The following is a 16013-nucleotide window of genomic DNA, read 5'->3' as shown; positions in this document are numbered from 1 at the left end:
AAAGAGGCGCGGCTGAAAAAACAGCCGCGCCTTTTTCTCTTAAAGGTTGTGTCTATCGATCTGGCGTCAGCGCCCTCAGGTTTCCGGGTCGCCCCGGCGCATCATTTCCGGGATTGGCATGGACAGAATATTGTAGCCATTGTCGACGAAATGAATCTCGCCGGTGACACCGGATGCGAGGTCGGAAAGCAGGTAGAGCCCCGATCCGCCAACATCTTCAATCGTGGTCGGGCGGCGTAGCGGCGCATTGCGCTGTTGCCAGGCATAGACGAGGCGCGCATCGCCGACGCCAGAGCCGGCAAGGGTGCGCACAGGACCGGCAGAGATTGCATTGACGCGGATGCCGCGCGGGCCGTAATCACCGGCAAGGTAACGCACAGAGGCTTCAAGCCCGGCCTTGGCGACACCCATGACATTGTAATTCGGTACAACAGCCGTGGACCCGCCATAGGTCAGCGTCAGCATCGAGCCGCCATCGGTCATCAGCTCCGCAGCCCGCTTGGCAATCTCGGTGAAGGAGAAGCAGGAGATCACCATGGTGCGGACGAAATTGTCCCGCGTGGTGTTAGCATAGAGCCCCTTGAGCTCGCTCTTGTCGGAAAAACCGACGGCGTGGACCAGAAAATCGAGCTTGCCCCAGCGCTCCTTGATGGCATCGAACACCGCGTCGACACTCTCGATATCCTCGACATCGCAAGGAACGACGAAGTCCGAACCAGCCTCAGCTGCCAGCGGATGTACGCGCCGCCCGAGCGCTTCGCCCTGATAGGTGAAGGCAAGCTCGGCACCCTCTGCATGGACCGCCTTGGCGATGCCCCAGGCAATGGAGTGGTTGTTGGCAACGCCCATGATGAGGCCGCGTTTGCCCTGCATAAGTCCGGTCATCTGCACATTATCCATTGTAACGCCGGAAAACCAGCGAGGCGTTCGTGCCACCGAAGCCGAACGAGTTAGAAAGGACGGTTTCGAGCTTGGCGTTGTCGATGCGCTCACGCACGATCGGAACGCCTTCGAATTCAGGGTCAAGAAGATCGATATGGGCGCTTTCGCCGATAAAGCCTTCCTGCATCATCAGCAGAGAATAGATCGATTCCTGAACGCCGGCAGCACCGAGCGAATGGCCGGTGAGTGACTTGGTCGACTGGATATGCGGGATCTTTTCACCGAAGACTTCACGTATTGCGCCTATTTCCCGGCTGTCGCCGACCGGCGTTGATGTGCCATGGGTGTTGATGTAGTCGATTTCGCCATCAACATCCGCCAGCGCCTGTCGCATGCAGCGCACGGCGCCTTCCCCGGAGGGCGCGACCATGTCATAGCCGTCCGATGTCGCACCGTAGCCGATGAGCTCGCCGTAAATCTTGGCGCCACGGGCCTTGGCGTGCTCCAGTTCCTCGAGGATGACGACGCCAGCACCGCCAGCGATGACGAAACCGTCACGGGCGGCATCATAAGCGCGCGAGGCGCGCTGGGCGTCCTCGTTGAAGTCGCTGGTCATGGCGCCCATCGCGTCGAACAGGTTCGACATGGTCCAGTCAAGGTCCTCATGACCACCGGCAAACATCACGTCCTGCTTGCCCCACTGGATCAGCTCGGCGGCGTTGCCGATGCAATGCGCCGAGGTCGAGCAGGCTGAAGAAATCGAATAGTTGACGCCATGGATCTTGAACCAGGTGGCAAGCGTCGCCGAGGCGGTCGAAGACATTGCCTTCGGCACGGCAAACGGGCCGATCCGCTTTGGTGAGCCGTTTTTCTCCGTAGTCAAAGCCGCTTCCACGATCGTTCGTGTCGACGGTCCTCCGGAGCCCATGACGATGCCGGTGCGCTCATTGGTGATGTCACCATCCTCGAGGCCGCTGTCGGCAATCGCCTGTTTCATGGCGACGTGGTTCCACGCCCCGCCCTGCGAGAGAAAGCGCATGGCGCGGCGGTCGACCTGGTCGGTCGGGTCCAGCGTCGGCCGTCCCCAGACCTGGCATTTGAAACCGTGCTCGGCGAAATCCGGCGAGAAAGAGATGCCTGATTTCGCCTCGCGCAGCGAAGCGGTGACTTCGGCGGCATCGTTTCCGATCGAGGATACGATTCCCAATCCCGTAACGACAACACGTCTCATATTCGTTCCTTCTCTTTCTCCTCCGGTCTCGCCTGCCGGCGCGACCGCCAATTGCGGCTTACTGTTCCTTGAACAGGCCGACCCTGAGATCGGAGGCCTTGTAGATGATTTCGCCATCGGCTTTCACCCAGCCGTCGGCAATGCCGAGAACCAGGCGGCCGCGCATCACGCGCTTGAAGTCGACGCCATATTCGACGAGCTTGTTCTTCGGCGTGATCATGCCCGAAAATTTCACCTCACCTGTGGAAATCGCACGGCCTTTGCCGGGTTCACCAAGCCAGCCGAGATAAAATCCGGTCAGCTGCCACAGCGCGTCGAGGCCCAGGCAACCCGGCATGACGGGGTCGCCCTTGAAGTGGCATTCGAAAAACCAGAGGTCGGGCGTGATGTCAAATTCTGCACGGGCGTGGCCCTTGCCATTGACGCCGCCATCCTCCGAAATCTCGGTAATGCGGTTGAACATCAACATCGGCGGCATCGGAAGTTGCGCATTGCCGGGGCCGAAAAGCTCGCCCTCGGCGCACTTGATGATGTCTTCGTAATCGAAATGCGATTGTTTCGTGCTCATTAAAACTCTGCTTCCCTTCGTTCCGCGAGGGGTTTCCGGTATCGGGCACAAGATAAGGGCGTATTCTTGTTGCAGCAATGCGCCGATATGCTACTTGGGCCAGAAATCCCGTAAATCAATTGTCATTCCGTTCACCGAGGCCATACAGGAAGCCGTCTTCCGCGGCCAGAGCGAAACGCGTTTCAGACCGGTATTTGCAGCTTAATTTCAATCGCCGCAAGCCCCAGTCCTATTGAAAGCGATTCTCAATACGGTTATACCGAGCGATATTTGCATTTTGTCAGATCAACCCATGAAAGTGGATATGACACCGAGAAATCGCGTATCAGAAGAAAAGCTTCGTGGAAGCGGCCTGCGTCCGACGCGTCAACGTGTCGCGCTGGCCGATTTGCTTTTCGCCAAGGGTGATCGTCATGTGACCGTTGAGGAGCTGCACGGCGAGGCACAGGATGCCGGCGTGCCGGTTTCACTGGCCACGGTCTACAACACGCTCCACCAGTTTACCAATGCCGGTATGATCCGTGTTCTCGCCGTCGAGGGCGCAAGAACATATTTCGACACCAATACCTCTGATCATCATCATTTCTTTATCGAAGGTGACAACCAGGTGGTCGACATGCCCGCCGACGGCATTTCCCTGAACGGCCTGCCGACGCCGCCCGACGGCATGGAAATCGCCCATATCGATGTGGTCGTCCGTCTGCGTCCGAAGAAATCCTGACAGTCTTGGCGTCGGTCGATTGGCTTGAACCGGCCGATGCTCCTATCCATCCTGCCGCGGAGACAATGTTGCTGTGTGGCCGCGCATCCGCGCAATGAGAAGACCCGCCCACTCGCGCAGTGCAGTAGAAAGCATTGCCGCATTGGTCATCGGTCTGTCGGTGCTGGGCGCAAGGCGAAGCCTGCCGTCTGTCCGGAAATCGGCGGGCCAAGGCGTCACGATCATCCCGGTCATTTCGAAAAGCGCCAAGGCGCGCGGCATGTGATAGGCCGAAGTGACCAGCAGGCACGGCCCTTCCATCGCGTTTTCCGCCATTAGCGCAGCCGTATTGGCGGCGTTCTCAGCCGTGTTGCGGGCATCGGGCTCATAAATCAGGCGGTCGGATGCGATGCCGTGATCGGCAAAGAACCGGGCAGCGGGCTCGGCCTCGCCGTTTTTCACACCGGTCAGCGCATTATCCCCGCCCGTGATCAGGATTGTCATCTCCGGGTAAAGCCGGGCAAGTCGCAGCGCCTCGATATAGCGGTCGGCTGCCCTGGTGAACACATAGCTGCCCCGGCGGGCCGAGGCCCCGGTATTGATGCCACCGCCAAGCACGATGGCGCAACCCGGTGGTTCGGTCAGGTCCGGCCGGTCGAAGCGGGTTTCGAGATCAGCCAGCAGCACCGCGCCGAGATTGGTGAAACAAGTCACCCCAAGCGTCAGCGCGGCAAGGCCGGAAAACACCGCCGCCGCGCCGGTCTTTGAAAAGGCAAGGCAGAAAAGTGCCGCGACCATTGAGAGAAAGGCGAATGCCAGGGGCTGGAACACCAGCCAGAACAGCTTTGACAGAACGAACATCATGCCTGCGTCCCGGACAGCGGTCACTCAGCCCTTGCGAAAGACGTAGTCCGTCTCCTGGCGCAATGTCTTGCCGGGTCGAAGGATGGCGTTCGGAAAGCCCTCCTGATTGATGGCGTCGGGCCAGACCTGGGTTTCAAGGCAGAAACCGGCAAACGGGCCGTAGGGGAAGCCGTTGAGGCCTTCCGGCGTCTCGTCGAGTTTGAAGGCGGTGTAGAGTTGCACACCGGGCTCGGTCGTCAGCACGTCGAGCGTGACCCGCGATGACGGCGCATAGGCGCTGATCACCGGCCGCTTTTCGGTGCGCTCGGTCGACAGGCAAAAATTGTGGTCGAACAAAACCTGCCGGCCGTTCTCGTCTTCGCGCTTCATCGGATGTGGCTTGCGGAAGTCGAAGGGCGTGCCTGCGACAGACCGCAGCTCGCCAGTCGGGATCTGCCGCTCATCCGTTGGCAGATAGTGGTCGGCCATGATCATCAGCGTGTGCTCGAGGGTATCCGTGCCGTTGCCGAGATTGAAATAGGTGTGGTTGCACATGTTGGCGATCGTCGGCTGATCGGCGGTTGTCTCGTAAACCACCGAGAACACGCCGCGCGGCTTCAGCCGGAAATGCGCGCGGATTTCGCAATTGCCGGGAAAGCCGCCGCGTCCGTCCGGGTCGGTGATCTTGAGCGTCACCCGGTCTTCGCCGATCTCCTCGAATTCCCACATGCTGACGCCGATACCGTTGCTGCCGCCATGCAGATTGGTGATGCCGTTTTCGTTGCAGTCGACCTGATATTCCTTGCCTTCGATTGAAAAACGGCCATTCGCGATCCGGTTGGACGAACGCCCCGGTGTTGCGCCAAAATAGGGAGAATGGGCCGGATAGTTGTCGAAATCGTCAAATCCCAGAACAAGCGCATGATCGTGACCTTCAAGGCGCAGATCCTGAACGACGGCGCCCCAGTTGATGATCTTCGCGGTCAGTCCGCCTCCCGAGATCGTGACTCGGCTGACGGTCTGGCCGTCCTTTGTCTGGCCGAAGGCTTCCGGTTGTGGCGCACTCATTTTTTAATCCTCCGCATCTGAAATGTTGCATTGCGGCGCGGATATTGCGCCGGAATGCCCGGTGCTTCAAGCGCTCAGGCGCTTTTTGCCGATTTCTTCCAGAGAGTAGGGCGTCGTCTGGTAGACTTCGTTGATCCAGTTGCCAAACAGCAGATGCGCATGCGAGCGCCAGCGGTTGAGCGGGGTGCGGTTCGGGTCGTCTGCCGGGAAATAGTTGAATGGCAGGTCAACTGGAACATTTGCTTCGACATCACGCATGTACTCATCGGCGAGCGAACCGGAATCATACTCGATATGGTTGAACATGTAGAGCCGGTTGGCGAAGCTCTCCTGCGCAAGACAGGGGCCGACCTCGTCGGAATCCATCAGCAATTCCATGCCGGCGACGCGTTCCAGATCCTCCCGGCGCACCTCTGTCCAGCGCGAAACCGGTATCTGGAAATCGTCGGAAAAACCGTTGAGATAGACCGAGGCCGGTTTCAGGTTGCGGTGGCGGTGGACGCCGAAGGCCTTCTTTTCCAGAAGCCTCTTGGGGATGCCGTGGAAATGATAGGCAGCGGCCATCGCGCCCCAGCAGATATTCATTGTCGAGTGGCAATGGGTCGTGGTCCAGTCAAGGATCGACTTCATCTCGTTCCAGTAGGTCACGTCCTCGAAATCGATCGTCTCCACCGGCGCACCGGTGATGATGAAGCCGTCGAATTTACGCTCCGCCACTTCGTCCCAGGTCTGGTAGAATGAAAGCAGGTGGTCGATCGGCGTGTTCTTGGCCTTGTGGCCGCCGACACGCACCAGCGACAGCTCGATCTGCAGCGGAGAGGCGCCGAGAAGGCGCGCGAACTGAAGCTCGGTCCTGATCTTGTTCGGCATCAGGTTGAGCAGCCCGAAATGCAGCGGCCGAATATCCTGCCGCTCCGCAACCGTTTCCGTCTTGACCCGCACGCCTTCGGAAATCAGTGTCTCGAAGGCCGGCAGCGTATCTGGAATCTTGATAGGCATGTCTCATTCCAATCCCGAACAGAAACCGGCCGTCTCAATACGCAACCGGTCCGAATGGGCAGGAATTTTCTGCTTGCTTCGGCCCTTTAGCGAATTGTTTTACGTGGCTGCAAGCCGGCCGGCCAAATCACCACAAGAAGAAGGTAGATATCGCCGTAATTGCCGGGCGTCAATCATGGCGCAACAGACACCATCTTGCCGGTGGGCTGCCTCAGGCGAAAAATGCACGAAATATCGGCCACGAAAGCGGTATTTCCATGCCAAATCCTAGACTCCTTGTGGCTTCTTTCCACTCAAGGAAAAACAGGCGAAAGCGAATGGAGCAATGACCGTCTGAGGAATGCTTCTCGTCATGAAACCAGAACTCCGGCGTTTTATCCTCTAGGAGAACTGTAAAGATGTGACGCCGGTGACTTACGGTCTTGCCGTTTTTGCTGAAGTTGTAGTCGGCGCTGCCATGTTCTGACCAGTTTTTGTTCGGCAACAAGCCGGTTTCCTCGTGAAATTCCCGCTTTGCCGCATTAATGGCAGACTCCCCGTGTTCTATCGTGCCGCCCGGAACCTGAAGCGGCACGGCGGGAAAATCCGGTTCATCAAAAACAAGGATTCTGCTGCCACGTCGTGCGTAGATGAGCACTTTTTCGGCGTCTGGCGGCATATGCTTTGGGCCCTTTGTTATAGATCGCGTTCATTCTCGCGGTAGCACCCTTTTTCAGGATGTCGCCCGTCTCAGTGTCGCCGTTGTGATGCCCATGGCGATCAGGGCGCTGCCACCCAGACGCGGCAACAATGAAGAAATCTTGGGAGATGTCAGCTTTATTCGGAGCCGGTCGGCCATTAGTGCGTACGCCAGAGCGTTGATTGCGCCTAACCCGACGAACGTGGCTGTGAGTATCGCAAACTGTGGAAGAAGCGGTGTTTCGGGTGCTATGAACTGCGGTACAAAGGCGATGAAGAAGGCAATCGATTTCGGGTTCAGCGCCGTCACCCCCATGGCATGAAAGAAAACCCGCCTTGCTGCAAGCGGGGCGTTGGCGGAAGCCGATACGGCCTCGCTCGGACCGGTGCTTTTGAATAGCCGGGTGCCGAGATAAACAAGATAGGCCGCACCGACCCATTTGAGAACGAGAAACAGCTTGGCTGACGTCAGCACCAGCGCGCCGAGCCCGGCAAGCGAAGCGGTCATGGCGATAAAGTCCCCAAGCGCGACACCGGCAACGGTGGCAAGCGCAACCCGCCGACCCTGACCGAGCGCGTAGCTCAGGACGAGAAGAACAGTGGGCCCCGGAATGAACAGCAGTGCTGTCGATGCGGCCACGAAGGTAAGCCAGAGGTGTAAATCCATCTCTCTCTCCGGTGAATTCTTCAGAATATTTCTAGCAAAGACAGGTCCTGCTTTTGCTGGCAAGTGGGCTGCAATCAAAAACATCTCGCACCGCCTTGACCTTCCAGCTACTGGAAGCCCCATCTTGGTCTCACCAACAGCAAGGAGCACGAAGATGGCAGAGAAACTGACGCTGAAAATCGAAGGCATGGGCTGCAGCAAATGCAGCGAAAAGGTCACCAATGCGCTTGGCCGCATTGACGGTGTTTCCGATATCGACGTCAGTCTTGACGCCGCCGCAGCCTCTTTTGCGCTTGCCGCACCGGCCACCCGCGAACATGCGGTCGAGGCCATCGAAGACGCTGGTTACGACGTCGTGGCGTGAGAAACGTCGGCTTTTGAATATTTGCGCGCCTGTCTGTCGGGGCCACCCGCTCGGGCGCGACCGGCACGAAAGGCACTGACCATGGAACAGACGATCACAACCGCGCGGAAAACGCAGCACATCACCTTGCCGGTGACGGGCATGACCTGTGCCTCCTGTGTGCGCAGCGTCGAACGGGTTGTCGGCAAGGTCGAAGGGGTTGAGGCGGTTGCCGTCAACCTTGCCACAGAAACGGCAGATGTTACGCTTTCAGACCGCAAGGCGACCGGTGCCGTTGTCGCCGCGATCGAGAAGGGTGGCTATGGCGTATCGCTTGCAACTGTCGAGCTTGGTATCGGCGGTATGCATTGCGCCTCCTGTGTTTCCGGCGTCGAACGCGCGCTTTCCCGTGTGCCCGGCGTGGTCTCTGCCCACGCCAATCTGGCCAATGAGCGGGCCACCGTTTCGGTGGTGCCGTCTGTCAGCGTCCTGATGCTCGAGGCTGCCGTGGAAAAGGCTGGTTTTGAGACGCTTCGCGTTGACAATCAGGCGCCTGACGTTGAAAGCCATGAAGGCCACAGGGCAAAGGAACAGACCGCTCTGAAGCGCGACCTGTTGACCGCCTTCGCCTTCACGCTGCCGCTTTTCGTGTTGGAGATGGGGTCGCATTTTGTCCCCGCTTTCGGGCGTCAGTTGACCGCGAATGTCGGCGTATTTCCGCTGCACCTGGTCTACTTCGTCCTGGCCACGATCGTGCAGTTCGGCCCGGGGCGGCGGTTCTACAGCCACGGAATCGCCTCGTTCCGGCGGCTTTCGCCGGATATGAATGCGCTGGTCATGCTCGGCTCGAGTGCGGCCTGGGCCTATTCCACGGTCGCGACCTTTTGGCCGCAGATTTTCCCCGCAGGCGCCGCCCAGGTCTATTTCGAAAGCTCCGCCGTCATTATCACGTTGATCCTGCTTGGCCGCTATTTCGAGGCCAAGGCCAAGGGGCGCACTTCTGCGGCCATCACCCATCTGATGGGACTGCAGCCGAAGACCGCCCGGATCGAGCGCGCCGGACAGACCGTCGATATCCCGATTGCCGACGTGAAGCGCGGCGATATCGTGATCGTGCGTCCCGGCGAGAAGATCGCGGTCGACGGCACGGTCGTCTCCGGTTCCTCGCATGTCGACGAGGCAATGATTTCCGGCGAGCCTTTGCCGGTGAAAAAAGGCGGGGGCGATGCTGTAACCGGCGGCACCATCAACAAGACCGGGTCTTTCAGCTTCCGTGCCACGGCGATCGGTTCCGACACGGTGCTGGCCCGCATCGTCAAGATGGTCGAAACCGCCCAAGGGGCGAAACTTCCCGTTCAGGCCATGGTCGACAAGGTGACCGCATGGTTCGTGCCGGCGGTGCTGATCGCTGCGGCCATCACCTTTCTGATCTGGCTGTTGATCGGGCCAACGCCTGCCTTTTCCTTCGCACTCGTCAATGCCGTTGCGGTGCTGATCATTGCCTGCCCCTGCGCCATGGGCCTTGCGACGCCAACCTCGATCATGGTCGGCACGGGCAGGGCGGCGGAAACCGGCGTGCTGTTCCGCAATGGCGAGGCGTTGCAGACGCTGCGCGACACCGCCATCGTCGCCTTCGACAAGACCGGTACGCTGACCGAGGGGCGCCCGCAGGTGACCGAGGCGCTGCCAGCTGATGGTTTCAGTTCCGATGACGTGCTGGCACTTGCCGCCGCCGTCGAAGCCGGCTCCGAACATCCATTGGCGGAAGCCGTGCTGGGCAGCGCTGCTGATAAAAAGCTTGCCGTCTCAAAGGCTGAAGGTTTTGAGGCGCAGCCCGGCTTCGGGGTGAAGGCGACGGTTGATGGGTGCATCGTTGCGGTTGGCGCCCGCCGCTTCATGGAGGCGCTGTCCGCCGATACGAAGGCGCTGGACCTCGTCGCCGAAGACCTTGCAGCCAAGGCGCGCTCCTTGTTGTTTGTCGCGGTCGATGGAAGGCTTGCCGGTGTCATCGGCGTTGCCGATCCGGTCAAGCCTTCGGCAAAGGCCGCAATTGCCGCATTGCATGATGCCGGCCTGAAAACCGCGATGATTTCCGGTGATAACCGGAAAACCGCCGAAGCGATCGCCCGGGACGTCGGGATCGATACGGTGATTGCCGACGTGCTGCCGGACGGTAAGGTTGATGCGCTCACCGTGCTGCGCGCCGAGCATGGTGCTATCGCTTTTGCCGGTGACGGCATCAACGATGCGCCTGCGCTTGCCGCTGCCGATACCGGTATTGCCATTGGTACAGGCACCGATATCGCCATTGAAACGGCGGATGTGGTGCTGATGTCGGGCGCTCTCACCGGTGTTGTCAACGCCATTCAGCTTTCGCGCGCGGTAATGCGCAATATCGCGCAGAACCTGTTCTGGGCCTTTGCCTATAATGCCGTGCTCATTCCGGTGGCCGCCGGTATCTTATATCCTGTGAATGGCACGCTCCTGTCGCCGATGCTGGCCGCGGCCGCGATGGGGCTGTCAAGCGTGTTCGTATTGTCGAACGCGCTCCGGCTGAAGCGGTTCAGTCCGCTTTCCTGATACGATAGTGGTGCTTTGAGGCCGGCTCGCACAAAACTTTTTTCGAACCGGCTTTCCTTACTGCTGCCATAGCTCTACAGTTCGTTTCAGCCGCTTTTGATCATGAAAAAAGGAAACTCCAGAATCCCCGATCCTTTGATCACGATCAATACGAACCGATTTAAAGCGGCCTATATCTGCCTCCGGTGAGATTGGACGGTCTTCGTTCCGGAGCGTTTTGGAACCCGGCCGGGTGCCATCCCGGTGACGAATTGAGGCGAAAAACTCACTGAACGACCGTTGGGCCGCTCCCAAGACCGGCCTTTTCCGTTCGCCATTTACAGCAACCGCCGGGCTTTCCGGCGATCAGCTTAGGAGTAGTCCCATGCCGGCCATCAGCACGACCGAACTTGACCAGCTTGTTGCCCGGACGAAGGCAGCGCAGCAGAAGTTTGCGACCTATACCCAGGAACAGGTCGACTTCATTTTCCGTTCCGCCGCCCTCGCCGCGGCCGACGCCCGCATTCCGCTTGCCCGTATGGCTCACGAAGAAACGGGCATGGGTGTGATGGAGGACAAGGTGGTCAAGAACCACTTCGCCTCTGAATACATCTATAACAAATACCAGGACGAAAAGACCTGCGGCATCCTCTCGGAAGAGCCTGAATATGGCATCTTCACGGTCGCCGAGCCTATCGGCCTGATTTGCGCTATCGTCCCCACCACCAACCCGACCTCGACCGCGATTTTCAAAGCGCTGATCAGCCTGAAGACCAGGAACGGGGTTATCTTCTCGCCGCATCCGCGTGCAAGACGCTCGACCTGCGAGGCCGCCCGCGTTGTGCTTGAAGCTGCCGTCAAGGCCGGTGCACCGAAGGATATCATCGGCTGGATCGATGAACCCTCGGTCGAGCTTTCCAACGCGCTGATGCACCATGACGATATCAACCTGATCCTTGCGACCGGTGGCCCCGGCATGGTCAAGGCCGCCTATTCGTCGGGCAAGCCCGCCATCGGCGTCGGCGCCGGCAACACACCGGCCGTTATCGACGAATTCGCCGATATCAAGCGCGCCGTTGCCTCGATTCTGATGTCGAAGACCTTCGACAACGGCGTTATCTGCGCTTCGGAACAGTCGGTTATCGCGGTCGACAAGGTCTATGATGTCGTGCGTGAGCGCTTCATCAGCCATGGCGGTTATGTGCTGTCGGGCAATGAGGCCGGTGCCGTTCGTGATATCATCATGAACAAGAAGGGCGCACTCAACGCTGAAATCGTCGGCCAGTCAGCCGAAAAAATCGCCGCCATGGCTGGTATCAAGGTGCCGCCGCGCACCAAGGTGCTGATTGCCGAAGTCGAAAGCACGGGTGAGGAGGAAGTCTTCGCCCATGAAAAGCTGTCGCCGACGCTGGCCATGTACAGGGCGAAGAATTTTGACCACGCCACCCGCATCGCTGCCGACCTGGTTGCGCTCGGCGGTATCGGTCACACCTCGGTTCTTTATACCGATCAGGATCTGCAGCCCGACCGCGTCAACGCCTTTGGCGAACGCATGAAGACGGCGCGTATTCTCGTCAATACGCCTGCATCGCAGGGCGGTATCGGTGACCTCTACAATTTCCGCCTGGCGCCGTCGCTGACGCTTGGCTGCGGTTCGTGGGGTGGTAACTCGATCTCGGAAAACGTCGGTCCGCAGCATCTGATCAACAAGAAAACGGTCGCCAAGAGGGCAGAAAACATGCTGTGGCACAAGCTTCCCCCGTCGATCTATTTCCGTCGCGGTTCGCTTCCCTTCGCACTTGAAGAACTCAAGGGCCACAAGCGCTGCCTGATCGTGACCGACCGGTTCCTTTTCGAGAACGGCTATATCAATGACACTGTCCGGGTTCTGAAGGGCTTTGGCATTGAAGTCGAAACCTTCTTCGACGTTCAGGCCGACCCGACGCTTGCCGTTGTCCGCAAGGGCTGGGAACTGGCGCGCTCTTTCGAACCGGATATCATCCTTGCACAGGGTGGCGGTTCGCCGATGGACGCTGCCAAGATCATGTGGGTGATGTATGAGCATCCGGAAGTCGAGTTCGCCGATCTGGCGTTGCGCTTCATGGATATCCGCAAGCGCATCTACCACTTCCCGAAACTCGGCGTGAAGGCCAAGTTTGTTGCCGTGCCGACCACTTCGGGCACCGGTTCGGAAGTCACCCCGTTTGCCGTCGTCACCGACGAAAAGACCGGTATGAAATATCCGATTGCCGATTACGAGCTGACGCCGACAATGGCCATCGTTGATGCCGATCTGGTCATGAACATGCCGAAGGCGCTGACGGCTCATGGCGGTATCGACGCCGTGACCCACGCACTCGAGGCCTATGTTTCGATCATGGCGAACGAGTATTCGGACGGTCAGGCGCTTCAGGCTCTGAAGCTTTTGAAACAGTACCTGCCCTCGGCATACAAGAACGGCGCTGCCGATCCCAAGGCCCGCGAGCAGGTTCACAATGCCGCGACGATTGCCGGCATTGCATTTGCCAACGCCTTCCTCGGAGTCTGCCACTCGATGGCGCATAAGATCGGCGCGCAGTTCCACCTGCCGCACGGCCTGTCGAACGCCCTGCTGCTGGCCAATGTGGTCCGCTACAATGCCGTCGACAATCCGACCAAGCAGGCGACCTTCAGCCAGTATGACCGGCCGAAAGCACTGTGCCGCTACGCCGAAATTGCCCGTCATCTCGACCTTGGCGGCAAGACGGACGAGCAGTCGGTCGAAAACCTTGTCAAGTGGATCGAAAGCCTCAACAAGGCCTGCGATATCCCGGAATCGATCCAGGCTGCGGGCGTCGGTGAAGCCGACTTCCTCGACCATCTCGACGGGGTTGCCGAAAAGGCTTTTGATGACCAGTGCACCGGCGCCAATCCGCGCTACCCGCTGATCTCGGAAATCCGTCAGGTCTTGCTCGACACCTATTACGGCCGCGCTTACGAAGAAGGCGTCACCCACGAGCCGGAAGCTGCCGATGACAAGGGTTCGGTCGTGCCGCTCAGCGCCCGCAAGTAAAAGCAGGGCACTGAAACCGATCAACGAAAACGCCGCCTTCGGGCGGCGTTTTTTGTTACGGTCTGAGGCCTGCTGAAACTGCGGTCTACCGTGACCGCTCCGGCCGCAGGTAGGCGGTCGGGTTGCCGTAGGTCGATGCGATTCGGGTGATGGCATGGTCGAGGTTTTCGCGCATCACCCGCATGGCCGCGCCATTGGCATGTACCAGGGTGTTGGCGTCCTCCATGATGCCGACATGGCCTTTCCAGAACACCAGATCGCCGCGTTTCAGCGCACGCCGTGTCAGCGGTTCGCCATCCATCAGTGCCTGCATGTCGGAATCGCGCGGCACGGCGCATCCGGCCATCATCATCGCGATCTGCACCAGCGCCGAGCAGTCGAGACCGAAACCCGAACGTCCGCCCCACAGATAAGGTGTTTCGATGAAGCGCAGTGCCGTTTTGACCGGGTCGTGCTCAAATGGCCGGCCGAGCGGAAAACAGTGATCGGCAAACACGGCCGTTCCGTCCGAACATACATAAAACCGGCTTCCGCGGGTCTCCATTTCGTCGACAAAGGTCAGCATGCAGCCCATGGAGAGCGCACAGACCGGCCCGGACTTGAGCTCTGGTTCCGGATAGAGAAAGGTCCGGGGTACCGAGATCATGTGGGATGCCTGGCGCTCCCCTTCGGCCACCATTGCTTCCGGAATGTAGCCGACATAGCCGTCGAAACGCGACTGGATCCACGCCCAGCCCGACTTGCGCTCGAAGATATCGACGGTTTCTCCGAACAGAAGCTGGCTGTCGATCACGGCGGCTTCCGCCGGTTTCGGTCTGAGCGGGGCGACGGGAACGATGATCTGGGCCGGCGTCGGTACAGCGAAACGGTCTGCGTGAACGATGCCGGAGAGCCGGGCATCGGCGAGATCGGGGCGAAAGGCGTGAAGCCTTCTGTCGAGTTCCATGACCATCAGGGTGTCCGGATTGTTTCGTAGAGCGCGCGGATGGCCTGAGCCTCGCCGCCTGCCGGGCCAAAATCGCGATCTGCCGGTGCGTGGCCGTAAATGTCAAAATGCGCCCAGCTACGTGCGTGGCGAACGAAGCGTTTCAGAAATAGAGCGGCGGTAATTGAGCCGGCCATACCGCCGGCGGGCGCATTGGTGAGATCAGCGATGCCGGTCTTCAGCCTTGCATCGTAGCCGGCGAAAAGCGGCATACGCCAGACCGGGTCAGAGAGCTTTTCGCCATTCGTGAAAAGCGTCTCGGCAAAACCGTCGCTGTCGGTATAAAACGGCGCGATATCCGGACCGAGGGCAACGCGGGCAGCCCCTGTCAGCGTCGCCATATCGATCAGCAGGTCTGGGGATGCCTCGTCGGCATAGGTCAGCGCGTCGGCAAGGATCAACCGTCCCTCGGCGTCGGTGTTGTCGATCTGCACCGTCAGGCCCTGGCGTGAACGGTAGATGTCGCCCGGGCGGAAGGCATTGCCTGCGATGGCGTTCTCGACGCTCGGCACGATGACGCGCAAGTCGACGTCGAGGCCGGCATCCATGATCATCAGTGCCAGTGCCATGACGTTGGCAGCCCCGCCCATGTCCTTCTTCATCAAACCCATGCTGGCAGCCGGCTTGATATCAAGCCCGCCGGTATCGAAACAGACCCCCTTGCCGACCAGTGTGACGGAGCGTGCGCCCTTTCTGCCCCATCGCATCTCCATCAGCCGTGGCGGCTTTCGCCGGCGCGGCCGACAGCATGGATCAGAGGGAAACCGCACGCGATAAGGTCGTCACCGCGGACTGCACTGAAAGATGCACCATAATGGTCGGCAAGCCCTTCGAACGCCTGTTCCAGGTGATCCGGCTGCATGTCATTTGCCGGTGTGTTGATCAGGTCTCGGGCAAGGTGGATGGCCGCGATATTACGCTCGATTTCTGCCGGGTCGCAGCTCTCGGGTATGGCCAGCTTGACCTGGCCGGTTGTCGATGGCTTCAGATAGCGCCCGAACCGGTAGCAGCCTGCAGCAAAGCCGATCAGTGCCTGGGTCAGGTCCCCGGGATAGCGGGCAAGGTGCCAGTCTCCGGCGGGCAGGAGCCTCGAAAGTCTGCCGGTGATGAAAGGACCGCCGGTGTTCGCGCCAAGTCCGAGCAGGGCGCCGGCAAGTCTGCCGTCTTTTCCCGGAAGCATCAGGATCTCGCCTTCGCGCGCGGAAAATCCAGCCGAAAGGGCAAAGCTCCGAAAGTCCTCGGGAAGAGTATCCGTCTGCTCGAGTTCGGGCTGCACAACGCCGTAGAGCGGGGTGGTCGCCGCTCCCGTGTCGCAAAAAGGTGAAGGGCGGTTGAAGAGTTGGAAACTGGCCATGGGTGAATCACTCGATACTTGTCTGTCCTCCCGGCCCACTTTCGCGGGAAAAAACTTTCTGTAAAGTGTCGGAAAGCCTCGGAA

Annotated in this window: 13 protein-coding genes, 1 pseudogene and 1 riboswitch; of the genes and pseudogenes, 4 read left to right on the top strand and 10 right to left on the bottom strand. The window is 59.6% G+C overall.

All coding sequences use genetic code 11. The annotated features are described in order from the left end of the window. Positions 1-75 precede the first annotated feature (75 nt). The 3 genes from fabI to fabA are packed head-to-tail and all read right to left on the bottom strand — an operon-like array spanning position 76 to position 2681. Entirely contained in the window at positions 76-885 is an 810-nt protein-coding gene (gene fabI / locus AC0L7L_RS15465; protein ID WP_272212910.1) for an enoyl-ACP reductase FabI, read from the bottom strand. A 7-nt stretch (positions 886-892) separates the two neighbouring features. Next, the gene (fabB, locus tag AC0L7L_RS15460; RefSeq protein WP_473509931.1) at positions 893-2113 is read right to left on the bottom strand and encodes a beta-ketoacyl-ACP synthase I; all 1221 of its coding nucleotides are present in this window, start codon (positions 2111-2113) and stop codon (positions 893-895) included. A 58-nt stretch (positions 2114-2171) separates the two neighbouring features. Beyond that, on the bottom strand, positions 2172-2681 hold the full coding sequence (gene fabA, locus AC0L7L_RS15455) for a 3-hydroxyacyl-[acyl-carrier-protein] dehydratase FabA (RefSeq protein WP_272212909.1): 510 nt from the start codon (positions 2679-2681) through the stop codon (positions 2172-2174). A gap of 304 nt (positions 2682-2985) precedes the next feature. Between fabA and irrA the strand changes: the two genes are divergently transcribed. After that, the gene (irrA, locus tag AC0L7L_RS15450; RefSeq protein WP_272212908.1) at positions 2986-3402 is read left to right on the top strand and encodes an iron response transcriptional regulator IrrA; all 417 of its coding nucleotides are present in this window, start codon (positions 2986-2988) and stop codon (positions 3400-3402) included. A gap of 42 nt (positions 3403-3444) precedes the next feature. Here the strand turns inward: irrA and AC0L7L_RS15445 are convergent, their stop codons facing one another. The 5 genes from AC0L7L_RS15445 to AC0L7L_RS15425 form a co-directional block, all read right to left on the bottom strand. Continuing rightward, the gene (locus AC0L7L_RS15445; protein ID WP_272212907.1) at positions 3445-4245 is read right to left on the bottom strand and encodes a YdcF family protein; all 801 of its coding nucleotides are present in this window, start codon (positions 4243-4245) and stop codon (positions 3445-3447) included. 24 nt (positions 4246-4269) lie between these two features. Further along, on the bottom strand, positions 4270-5292 hold the full coding sequence (locus AC0L7L_RS15440; protein ID WP_272212906.1) for an aldose epimerase family protein: 1023 nt from the start codon (positions 5290-5292) through the stop codon (positions 4270-4272). Between the two features lie 66 nt (positions 5293-5358). After that, positions 5359-6291: a homoserine O-succinyltransferase gene (locus tag AC0L7L_RS15435; protein ID WP_473509928.1), complete on the bottom strand. Its 933-nt coding sequence runs from the start codon at positions 6289-6291 to the stop codon at positions 5359-5361. 66 nt (positions 6292-6357) lie between these two features. Then, a riboswitch (SAM riboswitch) is annotated at positions 6358-6435 on the bottom strand. A gap of 67 nt (positions 6436-6502) precedes the next feature. After that, on the bottom strand, positions 6503-6949 hold the full coding sequence (locus AC0L7L_RS15430; RefSeq protein ID WP_272212903.1) for an NUDIX hydrolase: 447 nt from the start codon (positions 6947-6949) through the stop codon (positions 6503-6505). A 54-nt stretch (positions 6950-7003) separates the two neighbouring features. After that, a complete protein-coding gene (locus AC0L7L_RS15425) occupies positions 7004-7636 on the bottom strand; it encodes a LysE family translocator (RefSeq protein ID WP_272212902.1) in 633 nt (210 codons plus the stop codon). A gap of 154 nt (positions 7637-7790) precedes the next feature. On the opposite strand from AC0L7L_RS15425, the gene AC0L7L_RS15420 reads away from it, so the two are divergent. The 3 genes from AC0L7L_RS15420 to adhE all read left to right on the top strand — a co-directional run bounded on the left by AC0L7L_RS15420 (position 7791) and on the right by adhE (position 13590). Continuing rightward, a complete protein-coding gene (locus tag AC0L7L_RS15420) occupies positions 7791-8000 on the top strand; it encodes a heavy-metal-associated domain-containing protein (RefSeq protein ID WP_473509925.1) in 210 nt (69 codons plus the stop codon). Between the two features lie 81 nt (positions 8001-8081). Further along, positions 8082-10559 (top strand): heavy metal translocating P-type ATPase, encoded by a 2478-nt coding sequence (locus tag AC0L7L_RS15415; RefSeq protein ID WP_473509923.1) that lies wholly within the window; start codon positions 8082-8084, stop codon positions 10557-10559. A 364-nt stretch (positions 10560-10923) separates the two neighbouring features. Continuing rightward, the gene (gene adhE, locus AC0L7L_RS15410; protein ID WP_473509921.1) at positions 10924-13590 is read left to right on the top strand and encodes a bifunctional acetaldehyde-CoA/alcohol dehydrogenase; all 2667 of its coding nucleotides are present in this window, start codon (positions 10924-10926) and stop codon (positions 13588-13590) included. An 85-nt stretch (positions 13591-13675) separates the two neighbouring features. Here the strand turns inward: adhE and AC0L7L_RS15405 are convergent, their stop codons facing one another. Together AC0L7L_RS15405 and AC0L7L_RS15400 are read right to left on the bottom strand one after the other, a co-directional pair. After that, positions 13676-14536, bottom strand: a complete 861-nt coding sequence (locus AC0L7L_RS15405; protein ID WP_473513955.1) for a C40 family peptidase — start codon at positions 14534-14536, stop codon at positions 13676-13678. Between the two features lie 5 nt (positions 14537-14541). Then, positions 14542-15929 (bottom strand): annotated as a pseudogene (locus tag AC0L7L_RS15400) (leucyl aminopeptidase family protein). Positions 15930-16013 lie beyond the last annotated feature (84 nt).

Source organism: Martelella sp. K41-7 (assembly GCF_055808365.1).
The sequence above is the reverse complement of the archived record's forward strand: the minus strand, read 5'-3'. Positions and strand labels throughout refer to the sequence as shown.